The 25,125-nt window shown below is 72.2% G+C and carries 25 protein-coding genes and 3 tRNA genes; 8 read left to right on the plus strand and 20 right to left on the minus strand.

Going from position 1 to position 25,125, the window contains the following annotated elements; translation table 11 throughout:
- Positions 1 to 23 precede the first annotated feature (23 nt).
- The 5 genes from ACIRPT_RS11600 to ACIRPT_RS11620 all read right to left on the minus strand — a co-directional run bounded on the left by ACIRPT_RS11600 (position 24) and on the right by ACIRPT_RS11620 (position 1,445).
- Entirely contained in the window at positions 24 to 458 is a 435-nt protein-coding gene (locus tag ACIRPT_RS11600) for a MaoC family dehydratase (protein WP_403825507.1), read from the minus strand.
- Position 459: 1 nt separating this feature from the next.
- On the minus strand, positions 460 to 912 hold the full coding sequence (locus ACIRPT_RS11605; RefSeq protein ID WP_403505716.1) for a MaoC family dehydratase N-terminal domain-containing protein: 453 nt from the start codon (positions 910 to 912) through the stop codon (positions 460 to 462).
- Between the two features lie 88 nt (positions 913 to 1,000).
- Positions 1,001 to 1,165 (minus strand): 50S ribosomal protein L33, encoded by a 165-nt coding sequence (rpmG, locus tag ACIRPT_RS11610; protein ID WP_006604855.1) that lies wholly within the window; start codon positions 1,163 to 1,165, stop codon positions 1,001 to 1,003.
- Positions 1,166 to 1,254: 89 nt separating this feature from the next.
- Positions 1,255 to 1,327: transfer RNA gene (locus ACIRPT_RS11615), tRNA-Met, on the minus strand.
- A gap of 45 nt (positions 1,328 to 1,372) precedes the next feature.
- A tRNA-Thr gene (locus ACIRPT_RS11620) sits at positions 1,373 to 1,445 on the minus strand.
- Positions 1,446 to 1,628: 183 nt separating this feature from the next.
- Between ACIRPT_RS11620 and ACIRPT_RS11625 the strand changes: the two genes are divergently transcribed.
- Both ACIRPT_RS11625 and ACIRPT_RS11630 read left to right on the plus strand, forming a co-directional pair.
- On the plus strand, positions 1,629 to 2,900 hold the full coding sequence (locus ACIRPT_RS11625) for an amidohydrolase family protein (RefSeq protein WP_403505719.1): 1,272 nt from the start codon (positions 1,629 to 1,631) through the stop codon (positions 2,898 to 2,900).
- Positions 2,901 to 2,964: 64 nt separating this feature from the next.
- Positions 2,965 to 3,627 carry an NAD(P)H-binding protein gene (locus tag ACIRPT_RS11630; protein WP_403825512.1) on the plus strand — a complete coding sequence of 221 codons (663 nt, stop codon included), beginning with the start codon at positions 2,965 to 2,967 and terminating at the stop codon, positions 3,625 to 3,627.
- 313 nt (positions 3,628 to 3,940) lie between these two features.
- Here ACIRPT_RS11630 and ACIRPT_RS11635 read toward each other — a convergent pair.
- Positions 3,941 to 4,022: transfer RNA gene (locus ACIRPT_RS11635), tRNA-Tyr, on the minus strand.
- Positions 4,023 to 4,212: 190 nt separating this feature from the next.
- Here ACIRPT_RS11635 and ACIRPT_RS11640 point away from each other — a divergent pair.
- Together ACIRPT_RS11640 and ACIRPT_RS11645 are read left to right on the plus strand one after the other, a co-directional pair.
- A complete protein-coding gene (locus ACIRPT_RS11640; RefSeq protein ID WP_403825515.1) occupies positions 4,213 to 4,701 on the plus strand; it encodes a YajQ family cyclic di-GMP-binding protein in 489 nt (162 codons plus the stop codon).
- Between the two features lie 122 nt (positions 4,702 to 4,823).
- Positions 4,824 to 5,582, plus strand: coding sequence for a hypothetical protein (locus tag ACIRPT_RS11645; protein ID WP_403825518.1), 759 nt, complete (start codon positions 4,824 to 4,826; stop codon positions 5,580 to 5,582).
- A gap of 15 nt (positions 5,583 to 5,597) precedes the next feature.
- Here ACIRPT_RS11645 and ACIRPT_RS11650 read toward each other — a convergent pair whose 3' ends face one another.
- Positions 5,598 to 5,990, minus strand: coding sequence for a YccF domain-containing protein (locus ACIRPT_RS11650; protein ID WP_403505731.1), 393 nt, complete (start codon positions 5,988 to 5,990; stop codon positions 5,598 to 5,600).
- A gap of 265 nt (positions 5,991 to 6,255) precedes the next feature.
- Between ACIRPT_RS11650 and ACIRPT_RS11655 the strand changes: the two genes are divergently transcribed.
- Positions 6,256 to 6,672, plus strand: coding sequence for an RICIN domain-containing protein (locus tag ACIRPT_RS11655; protein ID WP_403825521.1), 417 nt, complete (start codon positions 6,256 to 6,258; stop codon positions 6,670 to 6,672).
- A gap of 39 nt (positions 6,673 to 6,711) precedes the next feature.
- Here ACIRPT_RS11655 and htpX read toward each other — a convergent pair whose 3' ends face one another.
- The 13 genes from htpX to ACIRPT_RS11720 form a co-directional block, all read right to left on the minus strand.
- Positions 6,712 to 7,575: a zinc metalloprotease HtpX gene (gene htpX / locus ACIRPT_RS11660; protein ID WP_403825524.1), complete on the minus strand. Its 864-nt coding sequence runs from the start codon at positions 7,573 to 7,575 to the stop codon at positions 6,712 to 6,714.
- A 227-nt stretch (positions 7,576 to 7,802) separates the two neighbouring features.
- Positions 7,803 to 9,332 (minus strand): NADH-quinone oxidoreductase subunit N, encoded by a 1,530-nt coding sequence (locus ACIRPT_RS11665; protein WP_403825527.1) that lies wholly within the window; start codon positions 9,330 to 9,332, stop codon positions 7,803 to 7,805.
- The gene (locus tag ACIRPT_RS11670) at positions 9,332 to 10,927 is read right to left on the minus strand and encodes a NuoM family protein (RefSeq protein ID WP_403825905.1); all 1,596 of its coding nucleotides are present in this window, start codon (positions 10,925 to 10,927) and stop codon (positions 9,332 to 9,334) included. The genes ACIRPT_RS11665 and ACIRPT_RS11670 overlap by 1 nt, the downstream gene beginning before the upstream one ends.
- Before the next feature lie 113 nt (positions 10,928 to 11,040).
- Positions 11,041 to 13,038, minus strand: a complete 1,998-nt coding sequence (locus ACIRPT_RS11675; protein WP_403825529.1) for an NADH-quinone oxidoreductase subunit L — start codon at positions 13,036 to 13,038, stop codon at positions 11,041 to 11,043.
- Positions 13,035 to 13,412 carry an NADH-quinone oxidoreductase subunit NuoK gene (nuoK, locus tag ACIRPT_RS11680; protein ID WP_403505746.1) on the minus strand — a complete coding sequence of 126 codons (378 nt, stop codon included), beginning with the start codon at positions 13,410 to 13,412 and terminating at the stop codon, positions 13,035 to 13,037. The genes ACIRPT_RS11675 and nuoK overlap by 4 nt, the downstream gene beginning before the upstream one ends.
- Entirely contained in the window at positions 13,412 to 14,026 is a 615-nt protein-coding gene (locus ACIRPT_RS11685) for an NADH-quinone oxidoreductase subunit J (RefSeq protein ID WP_403505749.1), read from the minus strand. The genes nuoK and ACIRPT_RS11685 overlap by 1 nt, the downstream gene beginning before the upstream one ends.
- Positions 14,023 to 14,613, minus strand: coding sequence for a NuoI/complex I 23 kDa subunit family protein (locus tag ACIRPT_RS11690; RefSeq protein ID WP_403825531.1), 591 nt, complete (start codon positions 14,611 to 14,613; stop codon positions 14,023 to 14,025). Before ACIRPT_RS11690 ends, ACIRPT_RS11685 begins: the two co-directional genes overlap by 4 nt.
- Positions 14,613 to 15,578, minus strand: coding sequence for an NADH-quinone oxidoreductase subunit H (locus tag ACIRPT_RS11695; protein WP_403825534.1), 966 nt, complete (start codon positions 15,576 to 15,578; stop codon positions 14,613 to 14,615). Before ACIRPT_RS11695 ends, ACIRPT_RS11690 begins: the two co-directional genes overlap by 1 nt.
- Positions 15,575 to 16,822 (minus strand): NADH-quinone oxidoreductase subunit C, encoded by a 1,248-nt coding sequence (locus tag ACIRPT_RS11700; RefSeq protein WP_403825537.1) that lies wholly within the window; start codon positions 16,820 to 16,822, stop codon positions 15,575 to 15,577. Before ACIRPT_RS11700 ends, ACIRPT_RS11695 begins: the two co-directional genes overlap by 4 nt.
- Complete coding sequence (locus tag ACIRPT_RS11705) at positions 16,819 to 17,463, minus strand: NADH-quinone oxidoreductase subunit B (RefSeq protein ID WP_403825540.1); 645 nt, start codon at positions 17,461 to 17,463, stop codon at positions 16,819 to 16,821. The genes ACIRPT_RS11700 and ACIRPT_RS11705 overlap by 4 nt, the downstream gene beginning before the upstream one ends.
- Positions 17,454 to 17,855, minus strand: a complete 402-nt coding sequence (locus ACIRPT_RS11710; RefSeq protein WP_403505763.1) for an NADH-quinone oxidoreductase subunit A — start codon at positions 17,853 to 17,855, stop codon at positions 17,454 to 17,456. The genes ACIRPT_RS11705 and ACIRPT_RS11710 overlap by 10 nt, the downstream gene beginning before the upstream one ends.
- A 213-nt stretch (positions 17,856 to 18,068) precedes the next feature.
- Complete coding sequence (locus ACIRPT_RS11715) at positions 18,069 to 19,607, minus strand: hypothetical protein (RefSeq protein ID WP_403825543.1); 1,539 nt, start codon at positions 19,605 to 19,607, stop codon at positions 18,069 to 18,071.
- A 586-nt stretch (positions 19,608 to 20,193) separates the two neighbouring features.
- Positions 20,194 to 21,318, minus strand: a complete 1,125-nt coding sequence (locus tag ACIRPT_RS11720) for a secretion protein snm4 (RefSeq protein WP_403825546.1) — start codon at positions 21,316 to 21,318, stop codon at positions 20,194 to 20,196.
- Positions 21,319 to 21,491: 173 nt separating this feature from the next.
- Between ACIRPT_RS11720 and ACIRPT_RS11725 the strand changes: the two genes are divergently transcribed.
- From ACIRPT_RS11725 to ACIRPT_RS11735, 3 genes are all read left to right on the plus strand, one after another.
- On the plus strand, positions 21,492 to 22,682 hold the full coding sequence (locus tag ACIRPT_RS11725; protein WP_403825549.1) for a sensor histidine kinase: 1,191 nt from the start codon (positions 21,492 to 21,494) through the stop codon (positions 22,680 to 22,682).
- A gap of 254 nt (positions 22,683 to 22,936) precedes the next feature.
- A complete protein-coding gene (locus ACIRPT_RS11730) occupies positions 22,937 to 24,253 on the plus strand; it encodes a sensor histidine kinase (RefSeq protein WP_403825552.1) in 1,317 nt (438 codons plus the stop codon).
- 189 nt (positions 24,254 to 24,442) lie between these two features.
- Positions 24,443 to 25,102, plus strand: coding sequence for a LuxR C-terminal-related transcriptional regulator (locus tag ACIRPT_RS11735; protein ID WP_403506035.1), 660 nt, complete (start codon positions 24,443 to 24,445; stop codon positions 25,100 to 25,102).
- The last annotated feature ends 23 nt before the right edge of the window (positions 25,103 to 25,125 follow it).

Consider the following 25,125-nt stretch of genomic DNA (forward strand, 5'->3'; position numbering starts at 1 on the left):
CCCCCGCTCGCGCTCCGTGCAGGTCAGGCCAGGCGGACCACGGCGCGGGACATGCCCAGCACCTTCTGGCCCGCGCTTATCGCGGTGAGGTCGACCCGCACCGTGCGGGCCTCGTCGTCCAGCTTGGCGGCCACCTTGGCGCTGACCTCGACGAGTGCGCCGGTCTCGTCGTTCGGGACGATGACGGGCTTGGTGAAGCGCACGCCGTACTCGGCGACCGCTCCCGGGTCGCCGGCCCAGTCGGTGACCACCCGGATCGCCTCGGCCATGGTGAACATGCCGTGCGCGATGACGTCCGGCAGGCCGACCTCCTTGGCGAACTTCTCGTTCCAGTGGATCGGGTTGAAGTCACCGGAGGCGCCCGCGTACTGGACGAGGGTGGCGCGGCTCACGGGGAAGGACCGCGCCGGGAGTTCGGTGCCGACCTCGACGTCGTCATAGGAAATCTTGGCGGTCATCTCAGGCCTCCTGGGCGGCGCGGGCCACCAGCTTGGTGAAGGCGGTCACCACGTGCTCGCCCGCCTCGTCGTGCACCTCGCCGCGGATGTCGATGATGTCGTTGCCCGCCATGGACTTGATGGCCTCGATGGTGGAGGTGACGGTCAGCCGGTCACCGCTGCGTACCGGCCGGGTGTAGGCGAACTTCTGGTCGCCGTGCACCACCCGGCTGTAATCCAGGCCCAGTTGCGGGTCCTCGACCACCTGCCCGGCGGCCTTGAATGTGATCGCAAACACAAATGTCGGCGGCGCGATCACATCGAGATGCCCGAGCGCTTTGGCGGCTTCGGTATCGATGTATGCGGGGTTGGTGTCCCCGATCGCCTCCGCGAATTCGCGAATCTTTTCCCGGCCGACCTCGTACGGGTCGGTGGGCGGGTACGTGCGTCCGACAAAAGACGGATCGAGCGCCATGGGCTCGCAACCTCCCTGTACTGATGCGGTGATTCAACGCCGTGAGGCCGCCCCCAAAAATGGGGACGGCCTCACGGACGAGCCTTGGTTATCGCGTCTCGCGGTGCGCGGTGTGCGAGTTGCAACGAGGGCAGTGCTTCTTCATCTCAAGTCGGTCCGGGTCGTTACGCCGGTTCTTCTTGGTGATGTAGTTCCGCTCCTTGCACTCCACGCAGGCCAGCGTGATCTTCGGGCGGACGTCGGTGGCAGCCACGTGAGTGCTCCTTGGACGGACGGGTGGTCGGATTAACGCATAAAAGAGTAGCCGATCGGAGGACCGACCCCACAATCGGCTACTGTCAGTAGCGGTGACCGGACTTGAACCGGTGACACAGCGATTATGAGCCGCTTGCTCTACCGACTGAGCTACACCGCTGCGATGCGAGGGGCCCCGCCCGAAGGCGGGAACCTCACACATCAGAGCCCCAATACGGAATCGAACCGTAGACCTTCTCCTTACCATGGAGACGCTCTGCCGACTGAGCTATTGGGGCGAGCGATGAAGACATTACACGGCCCGCAGCCAAAGGTGAAATCCGTATCCGGGCCGCGCACCAACCGCCCCCCCGCACCACACCGGTACGACTATTTCGCGCCTGCGCGATGCTCTCCCGGCGGCCCCCTACTCTCGGAACACCGCTGCGTGATCTTGCACGCCCGTGCCTTCGAGGAGCGCGATGTCCGACAGCAGTTCACCGCAGCAGCCACAGCCGGGTAAGCGGGGAAAGCCGAACGGCGGCAGGCATGCCAGGTCGGACGCGGGCGCATTGGTCCTGTGCGGCGCCCGGTTGGCCGACGGCCGGACGGTGGACGTACGGCTCGGCGGCGGACGCATCGAGGCAGTGGGGACCGCCGGCAGCCTCGCCCCACAGGGCTCCCGCGTCGACCTCGCCGGCTATCTGCTGCTCCCCGCCCCCGCCGAACCGCACGCGCACTGCGACACCGCGCTGACCGCCGACACCGACGGCCCCGCCTCCGACTCCCCCGAGGACGTCCAGCGGCGTACGACGGAGGCCGCGCTGCTACAGCTCGGGCACGGCGCCACCGCCTCCCGCAGCCATGTCCGGATCGGCGATGTGCAGGGGCTGCGCTCGCTGCAGGCCGTACTGCGGGCCCGCCGGGCGCTGCGCGGGCTGGCCGATCTGGCCGCGGTCGCGGTGCCGCGCGTACTGACCGGGGTGGCCGGCGCGGACGGGCTGGCGATGCTGCGGGACGCCGTCAAGATGGGCGCGACGGTCATCGGCGGCTGCCCGGACCTCGACCCCGATCCGGCCGGGTACGTCGAGACGGTCCTGGACGTGGCCGGCGAGCACGGCTGCCCGGTTGACCTCCATACGGACGGTGACGATCCGGCGCGGCTGTCCCGCTTCGCGGCGATGGCCGGCGGACTGCGGCCGGGCGTAGCGCTCGGGCCGTGCGCCGGGATGGCGCGGATGCCGCGGAGCGTGGCGGCCCGGGTCGCCGAACAGCTCGCCGCCGCGGACGTCGCCGTCGTCTGCCTGCCTCAGGGCGACTGCACCGGCCTGGAACGCCACGGCTCCCGGGTGGCCCGGCCCGCCCCCGTACGGCTGCTGCGCGCGGCCGGGGTACGGGTCGCGGCGGGCAGCGGGGCGCTGCGGGACGTGGCGAACCCGGTGGGGCGCGGCGACCCCCTGGAGGCCGCGTATCTGCTGGCGTCCCTCGGGGAGGCCACGCCCGAGGCCGCGTACGAGACGGTGAGCGCGGCGGCGCGGGCGACGCTGGGCCTGCCGGAGGTACGGGTCGAGGCGGGCTTCCCGGCGGAGCTGCTGGCCGTACGGGGCGAGCGGATCGCCGGGGTGCTCTCGCTCGCGTACAGCCGGGTTGTGGTGCACCGTGGCCGGGTGGTCGCCCGTACCAGCGCGGTGCGCGAGTACTGCGACTCGGCGGCGGAGGTGGCGCTGGAGCTGCCGCGGCAGTCGCAGCGCTGAAGCACCGAGGTGGCGTCGCCGGGTCCTGCGGTGTGCGGGGGCACTTCGGCGTACGGTCGGGATCATGCGCATTGTCATCGCAGGTGGACATGGTCAGATCGCGCTGCGGCTGGAGCGGTTGCTCGCCGGGCGCGGGGACGAGGTCGCGGGCATCATCCGCCGGCCGGAACAGGCCGGCGACTTGCTGGCCGCGGGCGCCGAACCGGTGGTCTGCGACCTGGAGTCGGCGTCGGTGGAGGATGTGGCGCGGCATCTGCAGGACGCGGACGCGGCCGTCTTCGCGGCGGGCGCCGGTCCGGGCAGCGGCGCCGGGCGGAAGGACACCGTGGACCGCGGCGCCGCGGCGCTCTTCGCGGACGCGGCCGAGGCGGCGGGCGTACGGCGCTTCCTCGTCATCTCCTCGATGGGCGCGGACCGCGAGCCGCCGGAGGGCACCGACCCGGTCTTCGCGGCGTACCTGCGGGCCAAGGGGGCGGCGGACGCGGACGTACGGGCGCGGGCCGGCCTCTACTGGACGATCCTGCGGCCGGGCCGGCTGACGAACGAGCCCGGGACGGGCCGGGTGACGCTGGCCGATGCGACCGGCCGCGGCGAGGTGTCCCGCGACGATGTGGCGGCGGTCCTGGCGGAGCTGCTCGGCCAACCGGCCACCGCGGGGCGGACGTTGGAGCTCATCGGGGGCGATGTGCCGGTGCCGGAGGCGGTGCGGAACGTGGCGGCGCACTGAGGCCCCGTCACTGCCGGCCGGCGGGGTCCGGTCGGCAAGGGGCGCGCGGTAGCGCCGCCGCGCGGCCGGCGCCGGACGGTGTACGGGCTCAGCCGCGGCGGGTCACCCCCGGAGCGGCCGCCCGGGGGTGCCGTACGCCGTACGGCGAAGGTGGATATAGGCGGGGAAATCGACGGGCCCGGGGAACAGCCCACCCGGGCGCCCCCATCAGCGCGAATCACCGGAGATCCATGAACGCCCCTGCCTGGCCGAGGCACAAAGGAAACGGCCCCTGATCTGCGTTTCCGCAGATCAGGGGCCGTTCCACTACCTGTGGCGGCGCCAGGATTCGAACCTGGGAAGGCGAAGCCGGCAGATTTACAGTCTGCTCCCTTTGGCCGCTCGGGCACACCGCCAGGGTTTGCTGCCGGGAGTCCCGCTTTGGGGCGGTGCTCTGTGGCAACGACGTAAACCATACCCGATGGCTGGGGGTGGTCCGCCACTCGATTCCGAAGCGCTGGATCTTGGCCGGGTGGCTAGGCTTGGCAGGCGGCCCGGGGACGGTCCGCACCCCTGACGGATCTACGTATGAGGAGCCAACTCAACATGGCCGACTCCAGTTTCGACATCGTCTCGAAGGTCGAGCGGCAGGAGGTCGACAACGCCCTCAACCAGGCCGCCAAGGAGATCTCGCAGCGCTACGACTTCAAGGGCGTGGGCGCCTCGATCGAGTGGTCGGGCGAGAAGATCGAGATGCGGGCGAACGCCGAGGAGCGCGTGAAGGCCGTACTCGACATCTTCCAGACCAAGCTGGTCAAGCGCGGGATCTCGCTGAAGGCGCTGGACGCCGGCGAGCCGCAGGCCTCGGGCAAGGAGTACAAGATCTTCGCCTCGATCGAGGAGGGGATCTCGCAGGACAACGCCAAGAAGGTCGCCAAGATCATCCGCGATGAGGGCCCCAAGGGCGTCAAGGCGCAGGTGCAGGGCGACGAACTGCGGGTCAGCTCGAAGAGCCGGGACGACCTGCAGTCGGTGCAGCAGCTGCTGAAGGGGAAGGACCTGGACTTCGCGCTTCAGTTCGTGAATTACCGGTAGGAGCCCGGATTCCGGGTGCCAGGGATGGGGCGGCGCGTTTCGGTGTGCCGCCCCACCGGTGTTTCCGGAGGCTCCACGGCGACGCTTGACCTCAATATTGATTGAGGTTGCAGGGTGTGGCCATGACTTCACAGCAGGGCATTTCACGGCAGAGCACTTTGCAGCAGGTCACCCGTCCGGGCCCGCGCGGCCCCTTCCTGACGGACGCCTTTCCCGTGATCCGGCGGCCGGATGCCGGTGCCGTACTGATCGGCGAATGGGACGCGGGCAGCCCCGAGGGCCAACGGGCGCTCGTGGACGGCGTGGCCCGCCAGTGGGGGGAGACGCCGCCGCCGGAGGGCTTGCTCTCGCGGGTGCTGTTCACGGGGACGGACGGCCGGAGCATCCTCGGTTACGGCCAGTGGACCCGCCACGCGGCGCACCAGGAGTTCGTACGGGGCGCCGGGGAGAGCGGGCCGCGCGAGCGGGTCTCGGCGGTCCTGGACGGCGTCGGGGACGACGGCGACGCCGGACCCGGCCGCTTCCGGCTGTACCGCAGCCTGCTGGCCGAGGACGCACCGGGGGCGGTGGGCTGCGTCATACGGGTCGCGTTCCGGACGACGGGGCACGAGGCGGCACGGCGGCTCGTCGACGGTCTGATGGAGATGTTCGGCGGCCGGCAGAGCGGCGAGGGCGCGTTCGGCTCGCACTTCCACATCAGCGAGGACGGCCGTCAGGTCATCAACTACAGCGAGTGGACGTCCGCGGAAGCCCATCAGCGCGTGATCGATTCCGCCTTGCAGAGCGGCGGGGCGGTGATGGGCTTCATCGCGGGCCTGGAGGGCGTGGAACCGCTGGGGTTCAAGCGGTTCGTGGGGCCTCGGGGGCTCGTACGGGCCTGATGGCGAGGCGGGCGGTCACCGCGTGGCGAACGGCTGGTCCGTGGGGACGATCTCGCGGCCCAGGGGCAGCAGGGAGATCGGGATCATCTTGAAGTTGGCGATGCCGAACGGGATCCCGATGATCGTCACGCACAGCGCGATACCGGTGACGATGTGCCCCAGGGCCAGCCACCAGCCCGCGAAGACGATCCAGATGACGTTGCCGACCACCGAGCCGGCGCCGGCGTCGCGGCGCTCCACCGTGGTCCGGCCGAACGGCCACAGGGCGTAGCCCGCGATGCGGAAGCTGGCGATCCCGAACGGAATGGTGATGATCAGTACGCAGCAGATGATGCCGGCGACGACGTAGCCGATCGCCAGCCAGAAGCCGCTGAGGACGAGCCAGATGAGGTTGAGGATGAGCTTCATGATCGGCAGCCTTCCACGGGCGCTTCGGAGAATCGGTCCGACCTGGTAGACGCGCCTTCCGGCGAGAACCGTTGCGATGCCGGCGCCGCGATCGGAGGGGACTGGTTCGATCATTCATCATCGCGCGCCGGACGACGAGAGCGGGCCGCGGCGGTCCGGGCAGTGGCCGTCGCACGCGGTGGGAAGGCGGTTCCGCCCTCGTACGGCGGGCAGGGGGTCCGGTGAGGGAGGGCGACGGTCCGACCGATCGGCGAAGGGACGCGACGTGGCCGGCATTTCCGACGGTGTCTACCGGATCGAGTTCGCCCATGGGCAGCGGCTCACCGCGTGGGAGGCGCGCCCCGGTTCGCCGGTCGTCCTGCTCCCCCCGGGCGGCGGGGCGGCGCAGGAGTGGCGGGTCATGGGCGACGGCAACGGCGGGCACAGCATCGGGATTCCGGATGCGCCGGCGTTCGTCAGCTACGAAGGCGAGCCCGGCCTGCGCGGGATCTCCCTTTTGCGGCCCGAGCCGCGCGCCTGGAAGCTGTCGCCCGGACCGGAGCCGGACACCTTCTTCATCGGGGTCGACGGGGAGCCCATGCGGCTCGGCCCGAGCCCGCTGAGGATTTACCCGCAGCGGCTGGCCCTCGGCCCCGAGTGCGGCGAGCCCTACCAGGCGTGGGGCTTCCGGAAGTTCAGCTGAGGCAGGAGAGCCTCTGGCAGGCCGGGGACGGGGTGACCGTCAGGGCCGGTGGCCCGCCATTTCTTCCAGGCGGGCGATGCGTTCGCGCATCGGGGGGTGGGTGGAGAAGAGCTTGGACATGCCTTCGCCCGCCCGGAACGGGTTGGCGATCATCATGTGGCCGGCCGTCTCCAGGCGCGGCTCGGGCGGGAGCGGCAGCTGCTGGGTGCCGGTCTCCAGCTTGCGCAGGGCGGAGGCCAGGGCGAGCGGGTCGCCGGTGAGCTGGGCGCCCGAGGCGTCCGCCTGGTACTCGCGGGAGCGGCTGACGGCCAGCTGGATGAGCGCGGCCGCGACCGGCCCGAGGATCATGATCAGGAGCATGCCGACGATGCCGGGGCCCTCGTCGTCGTCGCTTCTGCCTATCGGGATCAGCCAGGCGAAGTTGACGAGGAACATCACGACGGAGGCGAGCGCGCCCGCCACTGAGGAGATGAGGATGTCGCGGTTGTAGACATGGCTGAGCTCATGGCCGATGACGCCGCGCAGTTCGCGTTGGTCGAGGAGCTGGAGGATGCCGTCCGTACAGCAGACCGCGGCGTTGCGCGGGTTGCGGCCGGTAGCGAAGGCGTTGGGGGCCTGGGTCGGGGAGATGTACAGGCGCGGCATGGGCTGGCGGGCGGCAGTGGAGAGCTCGCGGACCATGCGGTAGAGCCCGGGGGCCTCGAATTCGCTGACGGGGCGGGCCCGCATGGCCCTGAGTGCCAGTTTGTCGCTGTTCCAGTACGCGTAGGCGTTGGTGCCCAGGGCGACGAGGACGGCGATGATCAGGCCCGTACGGCCGAAGAGGCTGCCGATGACGATGATGAGTGCGGACAGTCCCCCGAGGAGTACGGCGGTCCTGAGCCCGTTGTGCCGGCGGTGCACGGTACGCCCTCCAAGCGGTGCGGCAGGGGAACCCTGTGCTGCTTACTCCACTCTCCAGTGGACCCTTACTCACTGGTCAACGCGAGATGGGGAGGGGTGGTTCCCCGGCCCGCGTGGCGCGGTGCCGGGTGGCGGCCGGACACCGGGCAGGCAGCGGCCGGCGAGGCCTGTCGGGCTTGGGGCCTTTCGGGTGGGGGCGCCGGGCGGACGCCCCCTTGTGCGGCCGGTTAGAGGAGCGCCCCCGAGGCGAAGCGCAGGACGAGCTGCGGGGCGCCGGAGAGGACGATGCCGAGGACCGAGGCGAGGGCGATGGCGGTGGTCAGGGCGGCCGGGATCTTGGCGCGCGGCGCGGGGTGGTCCGCGGGAGCGGCCTCGGTGGCCTCGGCGCCCCGGAAGAGGACCGCCGTCCACTGGAGGTAGTAGTAGAGCGCGATCACGACGTTGACGGCCATGACGACGGCGAGCCAGGCCAGGCCCGCGTCGACGGCCGCCGAGAACACCGTCACCTTGGCGAAGAGGCCGATGATGCCCGGGGGCAGACCCGCAAGGCAGAGCAGGAAGAAGCCGAGGGCGAGCGCCACCAGGGGACGGCGGGCGTACAGGCCCCGGTAGTCGCTGATGCGGTTGGCGGGGGAAGTGCGGGCCACCAGGGCGGCGACGGCGAAGGCGCCGAGGTTCACCGCGCCGTACATCAGGGCGTAGGCGACGGTGGAGCCGATGGCCCGCGCCGGGTGGTCGGCGTAGCCGGCCGCCGCGATGGGGACCAGGAGGTAGCCGGCCTGGCCGACCGAGGACCAGGCGAGCAGCCGTACGGCGCTGTGCGCGCGGCGCGGGTCCTGGCGGAGCGCGGCGACGTTGCCGACGGTCATGGTGAGCGCGGCCAGGACGGCCAGCGCCGGGCCCCAGACGTTCGCGTACGAGGGGAAGCCCTGGACCGTGACCAGGATCAGGCCGGAGAAGCCGACGGCCTTGCCGATCACGGAGAGGTAGGCGGCGATGGGCAGCGGCGCGCCGACGTAGGTGTCGGGCACCCAGAAGTGGAACGGGACGGCCGCGGTCTTGAAGGCGAAGCCGACGAGGGTGAGCGCGACGCCGGCGGTGGCGAGGGTGGCCAGCCGGGGGTCGGGGAGGTCGGTGAGGGTGTGCGCCACCCGGGAGAGGTGGAGGCTCCCGGTGGCGGCGTACAGGAAGCTGACGCCCATCAGCATCACGGCGGTGGCGGCCACCGAGGAGAGGAAGAACTTCAGGGCCGCCTCGGAGGAGAGCCGGTCGCCGCGCCGCAGTCCGACCAGGGCGAAGGCGGGCAGCGAGGCCACTTCGAGGGCGATGACCAGGGTGGCCAGGTCCCGGGAGGCGGGCAGCAGGGCCGCGCCGGCCGCCGAGGAGAGCAGCAGGAACCAGTACTCGCCGGTGGGCAGGTCGTGGTCCTTGATGGTGTCGATGGAGAGCAGGGCGGTCAGCAGCGCCCCGGCCAGCACCAGGAACTGGATGACGAGGGCGAACGGGTCGGCCACGTAACTGCACACATCCGGGTGGCCCGTGAGGCAGAAGGTGCGGCGGTCGCCGCCCAGGAGAGGGAGCAGGGAGAGCGCGGCCAGCGCGAGGCCTCCGGTCGCCACCCAGCCGAGCAGCGGCTTCCTGGTGGTGGGCAGGAACAGGTCAGCGACGAGCACCACCAGGGCGACGGCCGCCGCGATGGTGGGCGGCGCGATGGCGAGCCAGTCGACGGACTGGACCAGAGAGGTGACCGAGCTCATCACTTACCGCCTCCGAGGAGCTGCTGGACGGCCGGGTTCGTGAGGCCGAGGAGGGCCGCGGGCCACAGTCCGGCGAGGACGGTGAGGACGGCGAGGGGGGTCCAGGCCGCGTATTCGTGGCGCGCGATGTCGGGGATGACGGGCGTGGGCGTCTCCATGGACAGCGGCTCTTCGCCGGGTGCCGCCTCGGCCGCCAGGTGGCCGCCCATGCAGACGCGGCGGACGACGAGCAGCAGGTAGGCGGCGGTCAGCAGGGTGCCGAGGCCGGCCAGGATCATGAACGTCAGGAAGGCGGGGCGGCTGAGGCCCGCGGCCGGGCGGAAGGCGCCGAACATCGCGAGCATCTCGCCCCAGAAACCGGCGAGGCCCGGGATGCCGAGCGAGGCGACGGCCGCGAAGGCGAGCAGTCCGCCGAAGCGCGGGGCCTTGCCGTACAGGGCGGCACCGGTGCTGCCCGCGAGGGTGTCGAGGTCGGAGCTGCCGTAGCGGTCCTTGAGGGCGCCGACGAGGAAGAACAGCAGGCCGGTGATCAGGCCGTGGGCGATGTTGGCGAACAGCGCGCCGTTGACGCCGGTGGGGGTCATGCTCGCGATGCCGAGGAGGACGAAGCCCATGTGGCCGACGGAGCTGTAGGCGATCAGGCGCTTGAGGTCGCCCTTGGCGCCCTTGCGGACGAGGGCGAGGCAGGCGAGGGATCCGTAGATGATGCCGATGGCGGCTAGCGCGGCGAGGTACGGCGCGAAGGTGTGCATGCCCTCGGGCGTGATCGGCAGCGCGATGCGGACGAATCCGTACGTGCCCATCTTGAGCAGGACGCCGGCCAGCAGCACGGAGCCGACGGTGGGGGCCGCGGTGTGCGCGTCCGGCAGCCAGCTGTGCAGCGGCCACATCGGGGCCTTGACGGCCAGTCCGATGCCGATCGCGAGCACCGCCAGAAGCTGAACTGTGTGGCTGAGCTGGGCTTTCGGGCCGTTGTCAGTGGCGAGTGCGACCATGTCGAACGTGCCGGATTTCACGCCGATGAGGAGGAGGCCGAGCAGCATGACGACCGAGCCGAGCAGCGTGTAGAGGATGAACTTCCAGGCCGCCGCCTGCTTTCCGGCGCCGCCCCAGCGGGCGATGAGGAAGTACATCGGGATGAGGACCATCTCGAAGGCGAGGAAGAAGAGCATCAGGTCGAGGACGGCGAAGGTGGCGAGGGTGCCGGCCTCAAGGGTGAGCAGCAGGGCCACAAATGCCTTGGGTGACGGGCCCGTTGGCATTTTGAAGTAGCTGTAGAGCGCGCAGAGGAAGGTCAGCAGCGCGGTCAGGACGACAAGGGGGAGCGAGATGCCGTCGACGCCGAGATGGATGCGGATGTCGAGCGCCGGGATCCAGCTGATGTCGGTGGTCGCCTGCATACGGGCCGGCTGGTCGTGGTCGAAGCCGATGGCCAGCGCGATGGTGGCGGCGAGGACGACTCCGGTGACGGTCACGCCGTGGCGAAGTACGGCCTGGTCGGGGTTGCGGCCCCGGAGGCCGGGCGGGGCCGGGAGCAGCGCGGCGAGCGCGCCGATGAGGGGGAGTACGACGACGCCCGCGAGGAGAAGCTGCATAGCGGTGTGATTCACGGGTCAGGCCCTCCTCAGGGTTTCGGCTCCGGCGAGGCAGGCCACGAGGGCTGTCGGCTGGGGGTGCGGGGGTCGGCCCCCGGGGGATGGCAGCACGGTCAGGCTCCCGTGCCCGTAGCGATGAGGACGGCGGCGAGGGCCAGGACGAGCGAGCCCGCCAGCAGGGCGCCGAGATAGGTCTGCACATTGCCGGTCTGGGCGCGGCGGACGGCGGCGCCCAGCCAGCGGGGGGCGGCGCCCGCGCCGCGCACGTAGGTGTCGACGACCTCGCGGTCGAGGAAGGCGACGAGCGTGGCGGCGGCGCGTACGGGCCGGACGAACAGCGCGGAGTAGACGGCGTCGAGATGGAAGCCGACGGCCGCATGGCGGTGGAGCGGGCCGAGGAGGAGACGGCCGGGGTCGGCCGGGTCCGGGGCGCCGGCGGCATCGCCGTAGGCGGGGGCGTGGCTCTCGATGGCCAGCTCCTCGGCGAGGCCGGGGGCGGCTTCGGGTGCCACGGCGACGGCGCCGAGGGGGGCGCGGGCGGCGAGGGCGCTGGTGTGCCGCCAGGCGGCGTAGGTGACCAGGCCGCCGATGAGGGCGAGGCCGGTGCCCAGGACGGAGGTGTTGAGCGTGGGGGTGAGCGAGCGCCCGTCGAACCAGTCGGGCAGATAGGGGCCTGCCAGGCCGAGCGCGACGGTGGGGAGGAACAGCACCCAGAGCATGGCGTTCATGACAACCGGCTGGGGGCCGTGGTCCGGGACCTCGGTGCCCTTGCCCTTGAACGCGAGCAGCCACAGACGGGCGGCGTAGGCCGCGGTGAGGAGGGCGGTGAGCATTCCGGCGATCAGTACGGTCCAGCCGGCCGCGCCGGGAATTCCGTGCGCGCCACCGGTGGCGGCGTGCTCCGCGGCGCCGAGGACGGCTTCCTTGGAGAAGAAGCCGGCGAACGGCGGGATCGCGGCGAGCGCGAGCAGCGCCACGGTCACCGTCCAGTAGGCGTCCGGGATGCGCCGGGACAGCCCGCTCATCCGGGACATGGCGGCCAGCGAGTTCGTACCGGCGGCGTGGATGATCACGCCCGCGCCGAGGAAGAGCAGGGCCTTGAACGCACCGTGCGTCAGGAGGTGGAAGACGGCGGCGCCGCGGTCGCCGACGGCCAGCGCGCCCAGCATGTAGCCGAGCTGGCCGACCGTCGAATAGGCCAGGACGCGCTTGATGTCGTCCTGGGCGAGGGCGGCCAGGCCGGAGCCGACCATGGTGATCGCGGCCATGACGGCGAGCACGACCAGGGCCGCCGCGGAGGCGGCGAAGACGGGGAGGAGCCGGGCCACGACATAGACACCGGCGGCGACCATCGTCGCGGCGTGGATCAGCGCCGAGACGGGCGTCGGGCCGGCCATCGCGTCCGGGAGCCAGGTGTGCAGCGGGAACTGCGCCGACTTGCCCGCGACGCCGCCCAGCAGCAGCAGCGCGATCAGCGTCGGGTGGTCCAGGCCGCCGTCGGCGACCTGGCCGAGGATGCCGGTGATCCGGAAGGTCCCGGCGTCGGCGGCCAGCGCGAAGATGCCGAAGAGGAAGGGGACATCGCCGAGCTTGGTGACGAGGAAGGCCTTGAGGGAGGCGGCGCGGGCGGCCTCGGTCTCCCAGTAGTGGCCGACGAGGAAGTACGAGCAGATGCCCATGACTTCCCAGCCGACCAGCAGCACCATCAGGTCGCCGGTGTAGACGACGAGCAGCATCGCGGAGGTGAAGAGGGAGACCAGCGCGGCGTAGGAGGGGTAGCGCGGGTCGTCGCGCAGATAGCCGGTGGAGTAGATCTGCACACAGGTCGCCACGACGCCGACCAGGACGGCGATCAGCGCGGCGAAGCCGTCGATGTGCAGGGCCAGGTCGATGGGGATCGAGCCGGTCGGGGTGAGCTCGGTGGCGACGTCGGTGGCCGGGCCGCCGCCCTGCTCGACGGCGACGGACACCGCGAGCGCGGCCGCGGCGAGCGTGGGCAGGACGGCCAGCGGCCGTACGAACCCGGGCGTGCGCCGCCCCAGGAGGAAGCCCGCGACGGCCCCGAGGAAGGGCAGGAGGGGGACGAGGACGGCGGTGGTCGTGAGCGTCACGCGGTGGCCTCCGCCTGGGTTTCCGGCTGCGGCTGCGCGCCGTGATCCGTGGCGTCTCCGCCGTCCGGCCGCTCCGCGAGGTCACGGAGCCGGTCGATGTCGGAGCTGCCGCGGTTGCGGTAGACGAGCAGCACGATCGCCAGGCCGATGCCGATCTCGGCGGCGGCGATGGCGATGGTGAAAAGGGTCAGCGCCTGGCCGGCGTGCAGGGTGTCGCGCAGCCAGACGTCGAAGGCGACGAGGTTGAGGTTGACGGCGTTGAGCATCAGCTCGACGGACATCAGCACCAGGATCGCGTTGCGGCGGGCGAGCACGCCGTACAGACCGGTGCAGAAGAGGAGGACGGCGAGGACGGCCGGGTAGGCGAGATGCATCAGCGCTGGTCCTCTCGCGGGGCGGGGGCACGGGAGGCGCTGTTCCGGAGGGCCGCCGCGGGGGCCTTGTCGTCGCCGGTCCTGCGGGACAGCACGATCGCGCCGACGAGCGCGGCGAGCAGCAGCACGGACAGCGCTTCGAAGGGCAGCACCCAGTACTGGAAGAGGGTGCGCCCGGAGGCCTCGGTGGAGCCCTGGACCGCGCCGTCGAGGTTGATCCAGGTGGCCCGGAAGGCGTCGACGACGACCCAGACCAGCGCGCCGGCCGCGCCGACGGCCACGACGAGCGCGGCCCAGCGGTTGCCGGAATCGGCGTCCGGGGAACGGCCGATGGGCGCCTTCGTCAGCATCAGTCCGAAGAGCAGGAGGACGACCACGGAACCGACGTAGATCAGCACCTGCACCCAGGCGATGAACTCCGCGGTGAGCAGGAGGTACTCGACGGCGACCCCGCCGAGGGTGACCACCAGCCAGAGGGCGGCGTGCACCAGCTGCTTGGTGGTGACCGTGACGACGGCCGCGCCGAGGGTCGCGATGCCGACCAGGAGGAAGGCGATCTCGACACCGGTGGGCGAAAGGAAGCCGTGGCCGAGCGCGGTGGCGGCGAGCGTCACGTTCCCTCCTCCTTGGTGTCCTGGGCCTGTCCCCGGGCTTCGGCGGCCTCCTGGGCTTCGGCCGCCTGCTGGGCGGCGAGCTTGTCCGCGGCCTTGCGGGCGGCGGCGATCTCCTTGGGCTCCTCGGCCGCCGGGTCGAGCGCGGGCGGCTCGGGCACCGTCCACATCCACTCGCGGAGCTTGTCGCGCTCGTGCGTGAGCTCGCGGATGTCCGTCTCGGCGTACTCGAATTCCGGCGACCAGAAGAGCGCGTCGAACGGACAGACCTCGATGCAGATGCCGCAGTACATGCACAGCGCGAAGTCGATGGCGAAGCGGTCCAGCACGTTACGGCTGCGCTCGCGGCCACCGGGCGCGGCGGGCGGCACCGTCTCCTTGTGGGAGTCGATGTAGATGCACCAGTCCGGGCACTCGCGGGCGCACAGCATGCAGACCGTGCAGTTCTCCTCGAGCAGCCCGATGACGCCGCGGGTGCGCGGCGCGAGGTCGGGCTGGACGTCCGGGTACTGCGCGGTGACGGACTTCCTCGTCATCGTGCGCAGAGTGACGGCCAGGCCCTTGGCGAGGCCCTTGCCAGGCATGCCCATTACGAGATCACCACCTTGATGACGCCGGTGAGGGCGATCTGGGCGAGGGCGAGCGGGATGAGGACCGTCCAGGCGAGCTTCTGCAGCTGGTCCTCGCGGAGGCGCGGGTAGGTGACGCGCAGCCAGATGACGCCGAAGGCGAGGATCGCGGTCTTCAGCAGCGTCCACAGCCAGCCCAGGCCGTCGAGGCCGAACGGGCCGTGCCAGCCGCCGAGGAAGAGGACGGAGGTCAGCGCGCAGAGAACGACGATGCCCGCGTACTCGGCCAGCAGGAAGAGCGCGAAGCGCAGCCCGGTGTACTCGGTGTACGCGCCGAAGATGATCTCCGAGTCGGCGACCGGCATGTCGAACGGCGGGCGCTGGAGTTCGGCGAGTCCCGCGGTGAAGAAGACGACGCCGCCGACGATCTGCCACGGCACCCACCACCAGTGGAACGCCTCCAGGATGCCCGGCAGGGAGAGCGTGCCGGCCGCCATCGCGACGGACGCGGCGGCGAGCAGCATCGGCAGCTCGTACGCCAGCAGCTGCGCGGCCGTCCGCAGGCCGCCGAGCAGCGAGAACTTGTTCGCCGACGCCCAGCCCGCCATCAGCGAGCCGAGCACGCCGACGCCCATGACCGCGAGCACGAAGAAGATGCCCGCGTCGAGGTCCTGCCCCACGGCGTTGTGCGGGCCGATCGGTACGGCGATCAGGACCAGGAGGTACGGAAGCAGCGCGACGGCCGGCGCGAGCTGGAAGATCCTCCGGTCGGCGCCCGCCGGAACGACGTCTTCCTTCTGCGCGAACTTGACGCCGTCCGCGACCAGCTGCGCCCAGCCGTGGAAGCCGCCCGCGTACATGGGGCCGAGGCGGCCCTGCATATGGGCCATGACCTTGTGCTCGGTCTGCCCGATGACCAGCGGAAAGACGAGGAAGACGACGAAGACGGCGATGAGGCGCAGGGCGATGTCCAGGGTGTCGCTCATGGGGTGTCGCCTCCTGCCTGGGTGCGGTCGTGGTCGTTGGAGTTGTTGTTCGCGGTGTCGCTGGTGTCGCTGGTGTTGTCGCCGGCGTTGTCTGCTCCGGGCTTGGCTTCGGGCTCGGGCTTGGATCCGGGCTCGGGCTTGGCTTCGGGCATTTCAGCCGTTTCGGGCTTCTTCGCCGTCTCAGGCTTCTTCGCCGTCTCGTCGAAGGCCGGGCGGGCGTGGTGCCAGGGAGCGTCGGACGAGCGCGGCGCGGCCTCGTTCGCCGGGGTCTCCGTCGCCTGTGCCTCGTTCGCCGGCGTCTCCGTCGCCGGGGCGTCGGCAGTCTCGCCTGCCGCGTCCGCCGCCTGCTGGCCGGCCGAGCCCTCGCTCACCGACCGGGTACGCCGCGCCGGGCGCGCCGGACGCTCCGGACGGTCGGTACCCGCCCCGGCCGCCGGAGCCTCGGCGGTCTCGCCCGCCGTACCCGCCGCCGCCTGGCTCGCCGAGCCCGCGCCCGCCGTCCGCGTGCGCCGCGCCGGGCGCTCGCCCGCGGCGGCACCCGCGGCCCGCGCGCCCCGTGCCGGCCGCGCGGGCGCAGGCGGCAGCTGGCCCTTCAGCGGACCCCACTCGTTCGGATCGGGCACGCCCGGCGGCAGCATCTGCCGCCGCTTGGGCCCGCCGTGCTCGGACTCCCCCGGCTCCTTGGCGCCGGGCCACGCCTTGGCGACCCGCGCCGCCAGCACGAAGTCCTTGCGCAGCGGATGGCCCTCGAAGGTGTCCGGGAGCAGCAGCGGTACGAGGTGCGGGTGGCCGGTGAAGTCCACGCCGAACATCTCGTGGGTCTCGCGCTCGTGCCAGGCCGCGCCCGCGAACACGCCCACGGCGGTGGGCAGCGCGGCGGCCTCGTGCGGCACGGTGGTACGGACGATCAGCCGGCGGACGGTCCCGGGGTGCGCCACATCCGCAAGGTGCGCGCAGATCCGGAAGCCGGTGCCGGGCTCGTCGACGGCGCTCAGCCAGTCGAAGTAGGTGCAGCCGAGGTCGTCGCGGGCGGCCGTCAGGGCGGTGAGCCAGGCGTCCATGGGGACGTCGACCGTCAGCAGGTCGTACGCCTCCTCCGCCGTGGCACCCGCGCCGAAGATCTCGCTCGCGGGCCGCGGCAGCCAGCCGACGACCGGCTCGGGAGCGGGCTCGGCGGGCTCCACGGGCTGCTCGGCCACCTGATCAACGGGCCGCTGTTCGGGCGTCTCGCTCTGCTCGCTCATCGGGGTCCCTCCCCCGCCGCCTTGGGTGCCGGTGGCGCCACCAGTCCGCTGCGCAGCGCGGCCGCCGAGGGCCGGGCGCCGCCACCGTGTCCGTACCGCTCGCCCAGCGACTCGCGCGCGATCTTCTCCTGGAGCTTGAGGATGCCCTGCAGCAGCGCCTCCGGCCGCGGCGGGCAGCCAGGCACGTACACGTCGACCGGGATGATCTGGTCGACGCCCTTGGTGACGGAGTACGAGTCCCAGTAGGGGCCGCCGCAGTTGGAGCAGGCGCCGAAGGAGATGACGTACTTCGGCTCGGGCATCTGCTCGTAGAGCCGCTTGACCGCGGGCGCCATCTTGTCGGTGACGGTGCCGGAGACGACCATCAGGTCGGCCTGGCGCGGGCCGGGCGCGAACGGGATCACGCCGAGCCGGATGAAGTCGTGCCGGGCCATGGACGCGGCGATGAACTCGATGGCGCAGCAGGCCAGGCCGAAGTTGAAGACCCACAGGCTGTAGCGGCGGCCCCAGTTGAGGACCACCTTCATCGGTTCGGGCGCGAGCCGGGCCAGCGTGCCCAGGCGCCGGGGCTCCGGCAGGTACTGGGGGACGGCGCCCTCGGCCGCCGCTGCGGATCCGTTGGAGACGGGGTTCACGTCCATTCCAGGACGCCCTTCTTCCATGCGTAGAGCAGGCCGACGGCGAGGAAGCCGAGGAAGATGAACATTTCCACCAGCGTCACGCCGCCGAAACCGGGGGCGGCGAAGATCGTCGCCCAGGGGAACAGGAAGATCGAGTCGACGGCGAAGATGACGTAGAGGAATGCGTAGACGTAGTAGCGGACCTGGGTGTGCGCCCAGCCCTCGCCGACCGGGTCCACGCCGCACTCGTACGTCAGCAGCTTCTCGGGCGTCGGCACGACAGGCCGCAGCAGCCGCCCGGCCCCGAAGGCCACGGCCACGAAAAGCACGCCGATCACGGCGATGAGTCCGACGACCGAGTAGCCCTGGAAGTAATCCGCGGCGATGGTGGTGCGTACGGTCGTGTCCGGCACGTCCGCCCCTCGCTCCCTGACTGCGCTTGTTCAACGACTTCGACGATCTGTACGGACCGGAGTCTAGGCCCTGCCCCGGCCGCGCTGAGCGGCCGCGTCGTCGCGGACGGTGGGCTTGTCCCTACTTCGCCCTACCTGGGTGGCCGGCAGCGTAGACGCCATCGCCGATTGTCTCAGCGACTGTCTCACGGACCGGACGATGCGGCTCTGGACTCAGCGTATGGGGCCGCCGTCGAACGGGCTGAGGCCGTCGGGCGCGCCGGGGTCGGTGGCGGCCGGCGGCCGGGCTGGGGTCGCGGTTGACGGCTGCGTGGACTGCGGGTGGGCCTGCGCCGCCGCCTGGGGCACGGAGGGCGGCGCCTGCTGGGAGGCGGGGTGGGCCACCGGGTCCGGGGCGGGACGGGGCGCCGGGGTCGGCTGCGGCATCGACTGCGGCGGCACGGGTGCGGGCCCCTGGGACGCGTACGGCCCTGCGGGCGCGGGCCCGGCGGCGGCGGCCTGCGGGATGAAGGGCGGCTGCCCCGGGGCGTGAACCACCTGCTGGGGAAACGCCTGCCGGGGATGCGTCTGGTGGAGATGCGTCTGCTGGGGATATCCCGGCGGGGACTGCGCGGCCTGCAGAGACTGGGCCGCCTGTAGGGACTGGGCGGCGGCCTGGTGCGACTGGGCCTGCGCGGACGGGGCGTGCCGCCTGTCCCGCGAGACGGCGCGGTCCATCACCTCGGCCGCGATCCGGGCCGCCGCCTCACGCGTCCGCTCGCCCAGCAGTTCCGTGCGGATGGCGCCGCCCGCCGCCAGGTGGCGGTCGTACGGCAATGCGAGCACCGCCGCTCCCCCGCCGCCCAGATGCTCGGCCGCCTTGCGTATGTCGAGACCGGCGTCGGGCGAGGAGTGCGTGAGCACGACCACCGTGGTCGGCAGCAGGCCGGGGTGCAGCCCGCCGACCCAGTTCAGTACGGAACGGGTGGCCGCCACGCCCTCCGGGGTCGCGGGGGTGACCAGCACCCGCGCCTGAGTCGTCACCAGGGCGGTGCGCGCCACCTCGGCGGGCAGCGTCTCGCAGTCGACCACGGTGGTGGCGAAGTGACGGCGCAAGGAGGTCATCACGACCCGGTAGGTGTCGAGGTCCAGCCGGGTCCCGATGGCGCCCTGGCTGCCGGGCAGCAGCCAGCCGCCGCCCGCGAACGGCAGGAGATAGCCGGTCAGGTCCGTGATCAGCATCGAGGGGTCGACGATCTCCGCGAGATCGCTGCCCGACCAGCGCACCTCCCGGGCACCGAGGCGGTGCGGCAGCGTGCCGAGCGCCGGATCGGCCTCCACGGCGAGCACCGGGTCGGGGCGGTAGTGCGCGTAGGTGAGCGCCAGCAGGGCGGCGACGGTGGATTTGCCCGCACCGCCGCGGATGCTGGAGACGGCGATCTGCCGACCGGTGGTCACGGGCTGCTGGATGGCGTACGCGGCCTGGGTAATGGCGGCCGTCTCGGCGGCCGGGGACGACGCGAACACCCGCCGCAGCGCCCGCCCGGCCCGCCTGGCCAGCGGGTCACCGCGGCGCGGCTTGGACTGCCCGCCGGCCAGCTCGGGCGGCAGGAGGGGGACGGAGACCGGGGTGCGGGCCGGCAGGCCGGAGCGGCCGTAGCGCCCGGGGGCCGGGGCCGACGGGGCCGACGGGGCGGACGGGGCGGACGGGGCGGACGGGGCGGACGGGGCGGACGGGGCGGACGGGGCGGACGGGGCGGAAGCGGACGGCATGGGGGCCGACGGCACGGAGGACGACGGCGCGGAGGGCGACGGCGCGGAGGGCGACGACATGGAGGGCGATGCCGTTGAGGCCGATGGCGCGGAGGCCGCCGGGGCAGCGGCCGACGCGGCGGGAGCCGTCGGAGCGTGCGGCGGCATGCCGGGGGCTTGCGACGGCGGGGCCGTCGGCGTGGGGGGCATCGGCGGGGCGGACATCGGCACGGGGGCCTGCGCACCGGACGTGGCCGGGGCATCGGCCGCCGCGGGAGCAGGGGCGGGGCCAGAGGCAGCAGGAGCAGAGACAGGAGCCGACGGGCCGCCGGGCGCCCCGTGCGCAGCCGGGGCAGCGGGCGCCTCCGGAGCAGCGGGCGCAGCTTCCGCGGCCAACGCAGGCATCGGCCCGGCCCCGTCCCCTGTACTCGCCATCGCGCTCGGACGCGTGCCAATGCCCGCGTTCGCGCTCGAAGTCGTGCTCACCGAATCGAGACCTCCCTCCCGCTTCCTCAACGACACGCCCGGTCGACCCGGCTCCGCTCCCCCGGGCGTATTCACTCCGGGGCTCGCTTCCGCTGACATTTTCCCTCCGAAGCCTTGCGGGTCAGGACGTGCCCAGCAGCAAGGTGTAGCCCCCAAAGGCCCCCAGGGCCACCGGGATCAGCGCCACCACGCCGGCCGACTCGACCAGATCCAGCCATCGCCGCAGCCGCGCCCGCAGGGACTCCGGCACCCGTACCGCGAGCATCGCCACCGGCAGCGCCGCCAGCACGCCCAGCAGCACCAGTGCGCCGGCCGGCCCGGCACCGTCCGCCGTCGCCCAGAGCAGAACGAGCCGTACGCATACGGCGGTTCCGGCCGCCAGCAGCGCGACGACCTCGACCGCCAGCGGGTAGGCGCGCGCCCGCGAGAGCAGTACGACGCAGAGCAGCAGCGCGGCGAGCACGGTCCACAGGCCGGGCGTGTCCACCGCCAGCACCCCCGCCGCGCCGGCCGAGGCCGCCATCGCCACCGTGGCCAGGGCCAGTCCCCTATGGGTGGCGCCCAGCGCGGCCGTCACCTGGTGCCTGCTGACCGGCGTGCCACCGGAGCGCCGGTCGTCCAGTCGGGTCAGTCCGGCGGTCGTCAGCGCGTACCGCGGCAGATATCCGAGGACGAGGACGGAGACAAAGCCGAGGGCAACTCCCGTGCGGGCGGGGGTGGTCAGCGCGAGGCCGAGCTCCCAGGCGCCCACCGCGAGCGCGATCGAGGCGGCACCGGTCAGGCCGCCGCGCCCCAGTGGCGTGCAGAGTCCGAGGAGCGCGAACACGGCGGCGACGGTCAGCCCTACGGTGGCCAGTCGAGCGGTGCCGCCGGTGACCGCGTACCAGGAGGCGACCAGTCCGAGCGCGCCGCCGAGCAGCAACAGGGCGACGCCCGGTGCGCGGTGGCCCGGCCGCCCGGCCACCAGGCCGGTTGCCGCTCCGGCGGCCGCGACGAGCACGGCGGCACCCGCGAGCCAGAGGGCGGCGCCGCTGCCGTACCAGATGACCGCGCAGACGCCGGCGAGCGCCGCAAGCAGCACACCGGTCGTCACCGCCGTCCAGGTACTGGTTCGTTCGCCCCAGCCCCAGCCGCGGACGTCGAGGGGACCGGCCGCCCCGTTGGTGAGGTCTCCGCCTACGGGATCCGGCGCCAGCACTTGGCTGTCCCGACCCCGCGCCATCGCCCCGTCTCTCCCGCTCTGCACCGCATCACCATACGGTCCCGTCGCCGCGCCGTGTCCACCACCGGCGATAACGAGATAGCCACCAACCTGCACCGATGCCGGAGATGAGGGGTGCCGGGGGGGGGGGAAACCCCACCCCCGGCACCCGACGAACCCCATGGCACCGGGGCCCGCATCCGGGCAGGCTGGGGCGTATGACGGAGAGTTCCCTGCCCAGTGCTGTCGATGGCGCCGTAGACGGCACCTCACCCCCACCGCCCAAGGCGCCGCTCAGCGCCTGGACCTGGCGGGAGATCGCATATCTGCTGTCCAATTTCCCGCTGGACGTCCTCGCGTTCGTAGTGCTCGTGGTCTGGCTGGCGCTCGGCATCGGGCTGTCCGTGACGGTGATCGGGCTGCCGCTGCTGGCGTCCGGCCTGGTGGCGTGCCGGAAGTACGGGAAGGCGGAACGGGCGCGGGCGCGGGCGTTGCTCGGGGTGGAAGTGGAGGAGCCGAGTCCGCTGCGGGCGCGGGAGACGGGGTTCTTCCCCTGGTTGTGGGCGTGCGTGAAGGACCCGGTCGCCTGGCGGCATGCGCTGTTCGCGTTCATCCGGCTGCCCTGGGCCGTCCTCACGTTCGCCCTCACGCTCGTCTCGCTCTTCGTGGCGTGGCCGGCCCTGCCGTGGCTGGCGCGCTGGCTGTCGAACGTGGACCGGGCGATGGTGCGCGGACTGCTCTCACCCTCCGACGAGTTGGAGCGGCGGATCGCCGAGCTGGAGACGGACCGGATGACGGTCACCGATACCGCCGCGGCCGATCTGCGGCGCATCGAGCGGGATCTGCACGACGGGGCGCAGGCCCGGCTGGTGGCGCTCGCCATGGGGCTCGGGCTGGCGAAGGAGAAGCTGCTGGAGGACCCGGATGCGGCGGCGGCGATGGTGGACGAGGCGCACGGCGAGGTGAAGCTGGCGTTGCAGGAGCTGCGGGATCTGGCCCGGGGCATCCACCCGGCGATCCTGACGGACCGCGGGCTGGGGCCGGCGCTGACCTCTCTGGCCGGGCGCTGCACGGTGCCCGCCACGACGTCCGTGGACCTGGCCGAGCGGCCCGCGCCCGCCATCGAGGGCATCGCGTACTTCACCGTCTCCGAGCTGCTGCAGAACATCTCGAAGCACAGTGCCGCGCGGCGGGCGTCGGTGGAGGTGTGGCGGGTCAAGGACCGGCTGCTGATCCAGGTGGAGGACGACGGCCGGGGCGGGGCGCGGCTGGACGGCGGCAGCGGGATGGCGGGGCTCGCCGAGCGGCTGGGGTCGGTGGACGGGCTGTTCGTGCTGGATTCGCCGGTCGGCGGGCCGACGCGGGTGACGGCGGAGCTGCCGTGGCGGGCGCGTACGGGCGGGAGCTGACGGGGCGGACGGGGTGGTGGGTGTGCTCACCCTCAGGTGCGGGGGTGGGGAAAACCCCAGGAGAAGAGTGCGCTGAACCTCATGGTGCGGGCAGCGCCGAGCGCGGACGCTTGTCGTAGCGGAAAAAGAATCCGCATGAAGTGTCTCGAACCAGCACTAAGCAGCATGAAACAGCACCAGGCAGAGCGAAGCGGCACGAGCCGGCAGGCGCCGGAACACCACCGCATACGGCAGAACGGACGGACGACGAGTCGATGGATACCGCATACGCACCGCAGCCCCGCGGCTCCCACGTGCCTGTGGGACTGCGCGCCCCGTTCTCCGGGCGCACCTGGCGCGAATTCCTGTATCTCTTCCTCAGCCTCCCGATCGCATCGGTGATGTTCAGCTACGCGATAGCGGTGATCTCGCTCGGCGCCGGCCTGCTGATCACGTTCCTGGGCATCCCGGTGCTGGCCGGCGGGCTGGCCGGCTGCCGCGCGCTGGGCGTTCTCGAGCGCGGGCGGGCCCGCGCGCTGCTGGGGCTCGAGGTGGCCGAGCCGGAGCCGGTCCGCGCCGCCAAGCCGGGCCTGATGGGGTGGATCGGGGCCGTACTGAAGAGCGGGGTGTCCTGGCGGCACCTCCTCTACTCGTTCTTCCACTTCCCGTGGGCGCTGTTCTCCTTCGTCTTCTCGACGACCTTCTGGGCCGTCGGCTGGAGCCTGCTGGCCTATCCGCTGTGGCGGTGGACGTTCCCCACGTACCTCGGGGTGCCGGGCATCCAGATGTGGGGCGACGTCGACGGCAACCGCTTCTACCTCGACACGCCTGTCGAAATCGGGAGCATCAGCGCCGTCGGTCTGCTGCTGGTGCTGGCCGGGCCGTGGCTGATCCACGGGCTGACGCAGGTGGACCGGGTGATGGTCCGCGGGCTGCTGGGCCCGTCCTCCCTCGCCGGCCGGGTCTCGGAGCTGGAGTCGGACCGCGGGGTGGTGGTCGACACCGCGGCGGCCGATCTGCGGCGCATCGAGCGGGATCTGCACGACGGCGCACAGGCCCGGCTCGTCTCACTCGCCATGGACCTGGGCCTGGCCAAGGAGAAGCTGGCGGAGGACCCGGACGCCGCCGTACGGATGGTGGACGAGGCGCACGGCGAGGTGAAGATCGCGCTGCAGGAGCTGAGGGATCTGGCCCGCGGCATCCATCCGGCGATCCTGACCGACCGGGGGCTCGGCCCGGCGCTGTCGGCGCTGGCCGCGCGGTGCACGGTGCCGGTCGCGGTGGCAGTCGACCTGGACAGCCGGCCCGCCGCGGCGATCGAGGGCATCGCGTACTTCACCGTGTCCGAGTTGCTGCAGAACGTCTCGAAGCACGCCCGCGCCACCCACGCCACGGTCGATGTCTGGCACTCGGCGGACCGGATCATGCTCCAGGTGACGGACAACGGCCGGGGCGGCGCGAGCACCGCCACGGGCGGCGGTCTGGCGGGCCTGGCCGAGCGGCTCGGCTCCGTGGACGGCCTGCTGGTCGTGGAATCCCCGAACGGTGGTCCGACCTCCATATCGGCCGAGCTGCCGTGGCGCAGCCAGTAGCGGCCGGGTAGCCGACGGCCGGGGCCGGGACGGGGGTCCGGCCCCGGCCCGCGCCCCCTCTCCGCCCCACAGGCCTCTCCACCGCGCCGAATCCGCGGCTCCCGCGGCACCGCACCCTGGATGCTGGAATGCTGGGACCACAGGCGGGGTTGTACGAGATACGGGGGAAGCTGAACCGTGGAGGACAGAGTGCGGGTGGTCATCGCCGAGGATTCGGTGCTGCTGCGGGAGGGGCTGACGCGGTTGCTCACCGACCGCGGGCACGATGTCGTGGCGGGTGTGGGGGATGCCGAGGCGCTGATCAAGGTGATTGCGGAGCTGGCGGCCGAGGGAGCGCTGCCGGATGTGGTGGTGGCGGACGTACGGATGCCGCCGACGCACACCGACGAAGGGGTGCGCGCCGCGATCCGGCTGCGCCGGGACCACCCGGAGCTGGGCGTGCTGGTGCTCTCGCAGTACGTGGAGGAGCAGTACGCCACGGAGCTGCTGGCCGACTCCAGCCGGGGCATCGGCTACCTGCTCAAGGACCGGGTGGCCGAGGTCCGGGAGTTCGTCGACGCCGTGGTCCGGGTCGCCGAGGGCGGCACCGCACTGGACCCGGAGGTGGTGGCGCAGTTGCTGGGCCGCAGCCGCAAGCAGGACGTCCTGGCCAATCTGACGCCCAGGGAGCGGGAGGTGCTGGGGCTGATGGCCGAGGGCCGGACGAATTCCGCGGTCGCCCGGCAGCTGGTGGTCAGCGACGGCGCGGTCGAGAAGCACGTCAGCAACATCTTTCTGAAGCTGGGACTCTCCCAGAGTGACGCGGATCACCGCCGGGTGCTGGCGGTGCTCACCTATCTCAACTCCTGAACACCTGACAGCCTGTCAGATGC

This window comes from Streptomyces sp. NPDC101227 (assembly GCF_044767545.1).
Classification (GTDB): domain Bacteria; phylum Actinomycetota; class Actinomycetes; order Streptomycetales; family Streptomycetaceae; genus Streptomyces.

Excerpts from the sequence above, each read along its gene's own strand:
- ACIRPT_RS11600 (WP_403825507.1), bottom strand. The coding sequence starts at position 458 with ATGACCGCCAAGATTTCCTATGACGACGTCGAGGTCGGCACCGAACTC.
- ACIRPT_RS11605 (WP_403505716.1), bottom strand. The coding sequence starts at position 912 with ATGGCGCTCGATCCGTCTTTTGTCGGACGCACGTACCCGCCCACCGAC.
- ACIRPT_RS11625 (WP_403505719.1), top strand. The coding sequence starts at position 1,629 with ATGTCCGACAGCAGTTCACCGCAGCAGCCACAGCCGGGTAAGCGGGGA.
- ACIRPT_RS11630 (WP_403825512.1), top strand. The coding sequence starts at position 2,965 with ATGCGCATTGTCATCGCAGGTGGACATGGTCAGATCGCGCTGCGGCTG.
- ACIRPT_RS11640 (WP_403825515.1), top strand. The coding sequence starts at position 4,213 with ATGGCCGACTCCAGTTTCGACATCGTCTCGAAGGTCGAGCGGCAGGAG.
- ACIRPT_RS11645 (WP_403825518.1), top strand. The coding sequence starts at position 4,824 with ATGACTTCACAGCAGGGCATTTCACGGCAGAGCACTTTGCAGCAGGTC.
- ACIRPT_RS11650 (WP_403505731.1), bottom strand. The coding sequence starts at position 5,990 with ATGAAGCTCATCCTCAACCTCATCTGGCTCGTCCTCAGCGGCTTCTGG.
- ACIRPT_RS11665 (WP_403825527.1), bottom strand. The coding sequence starts at position 9,332 with ATGAGCTCGGTCACCTCTCTGGTCCAGTCCGTCGACTGGCTCGCCATC.
- ACIRPT_RS11670 (WP_403825905.1), bottom strand. The coding sequence starts at position 10,927 with ATGCAGCTTCTCCTCGCGGGCGTCGTCGTACTCCCCCTCATCGGCGCG.
- nuoK (WP_403505746.1), bottom strand. The coding sequence starts at position 13,412 with ATGCATCTCGCCTACCCGGCCGTCCTCGCCGTCCTCCTCTTCTGCACC.
- ACIRPT_RS11690 (WP_403825531.1), bottom strand. The coding sequence starts at position 14,613 with ATGGGCATGCCTGGCAAGGGCCTCGCCAAGGGCCTGGCCGTCACTCTG.
- ACIRPT_RS11695 (WP_403825534.1), bottom strand. The coding sequence starts at position 15,578 with ATGAGCGACACCCTGGACATCGCCCTGCGCCTCATCGCCGTCTTCGTC.
- ACIRPT_RS11700 (WP_403825537.1), bottom strand. The coding sequence starts at position 16,822 with ATGAGCGAGCAGAGCGAGACGCCCGAACAGCGGCCCGTTGATCAGGTG.
- ACIRPT_RS11705 (WP_403825540.1), bottom strand. The coding sequence starts at position 17,463 with ATGGACGTGAACCCCGTCTCCAACGGATCCGCAGCGGCGGCCGAGGGC.
- ACIRPT_RS11715 (WP_403825543.1), bottom strand. The coding sequence starts at position 19,607 with ATGCCGTCCGCTTCCGCCCCGTCCGCCCCGTCCGCCCCGTCCGCCCCG.
- ACIRPT_RS11725 (WP_403825549.1), top strand. The coding sequence starts at position 21,492 with ATGACGGAGAGTTCCCTGCCCAGTGCTGTCGATGGCGCCGTAGACGGC.
- ACIRPT_RS11730 (WP_403825552.1), top strand. The coding sequence starts at position 22,937 with ATGGATACCGCATACGCACCGCAGCCCCGCGGCTCCCACGTGCCTGTG.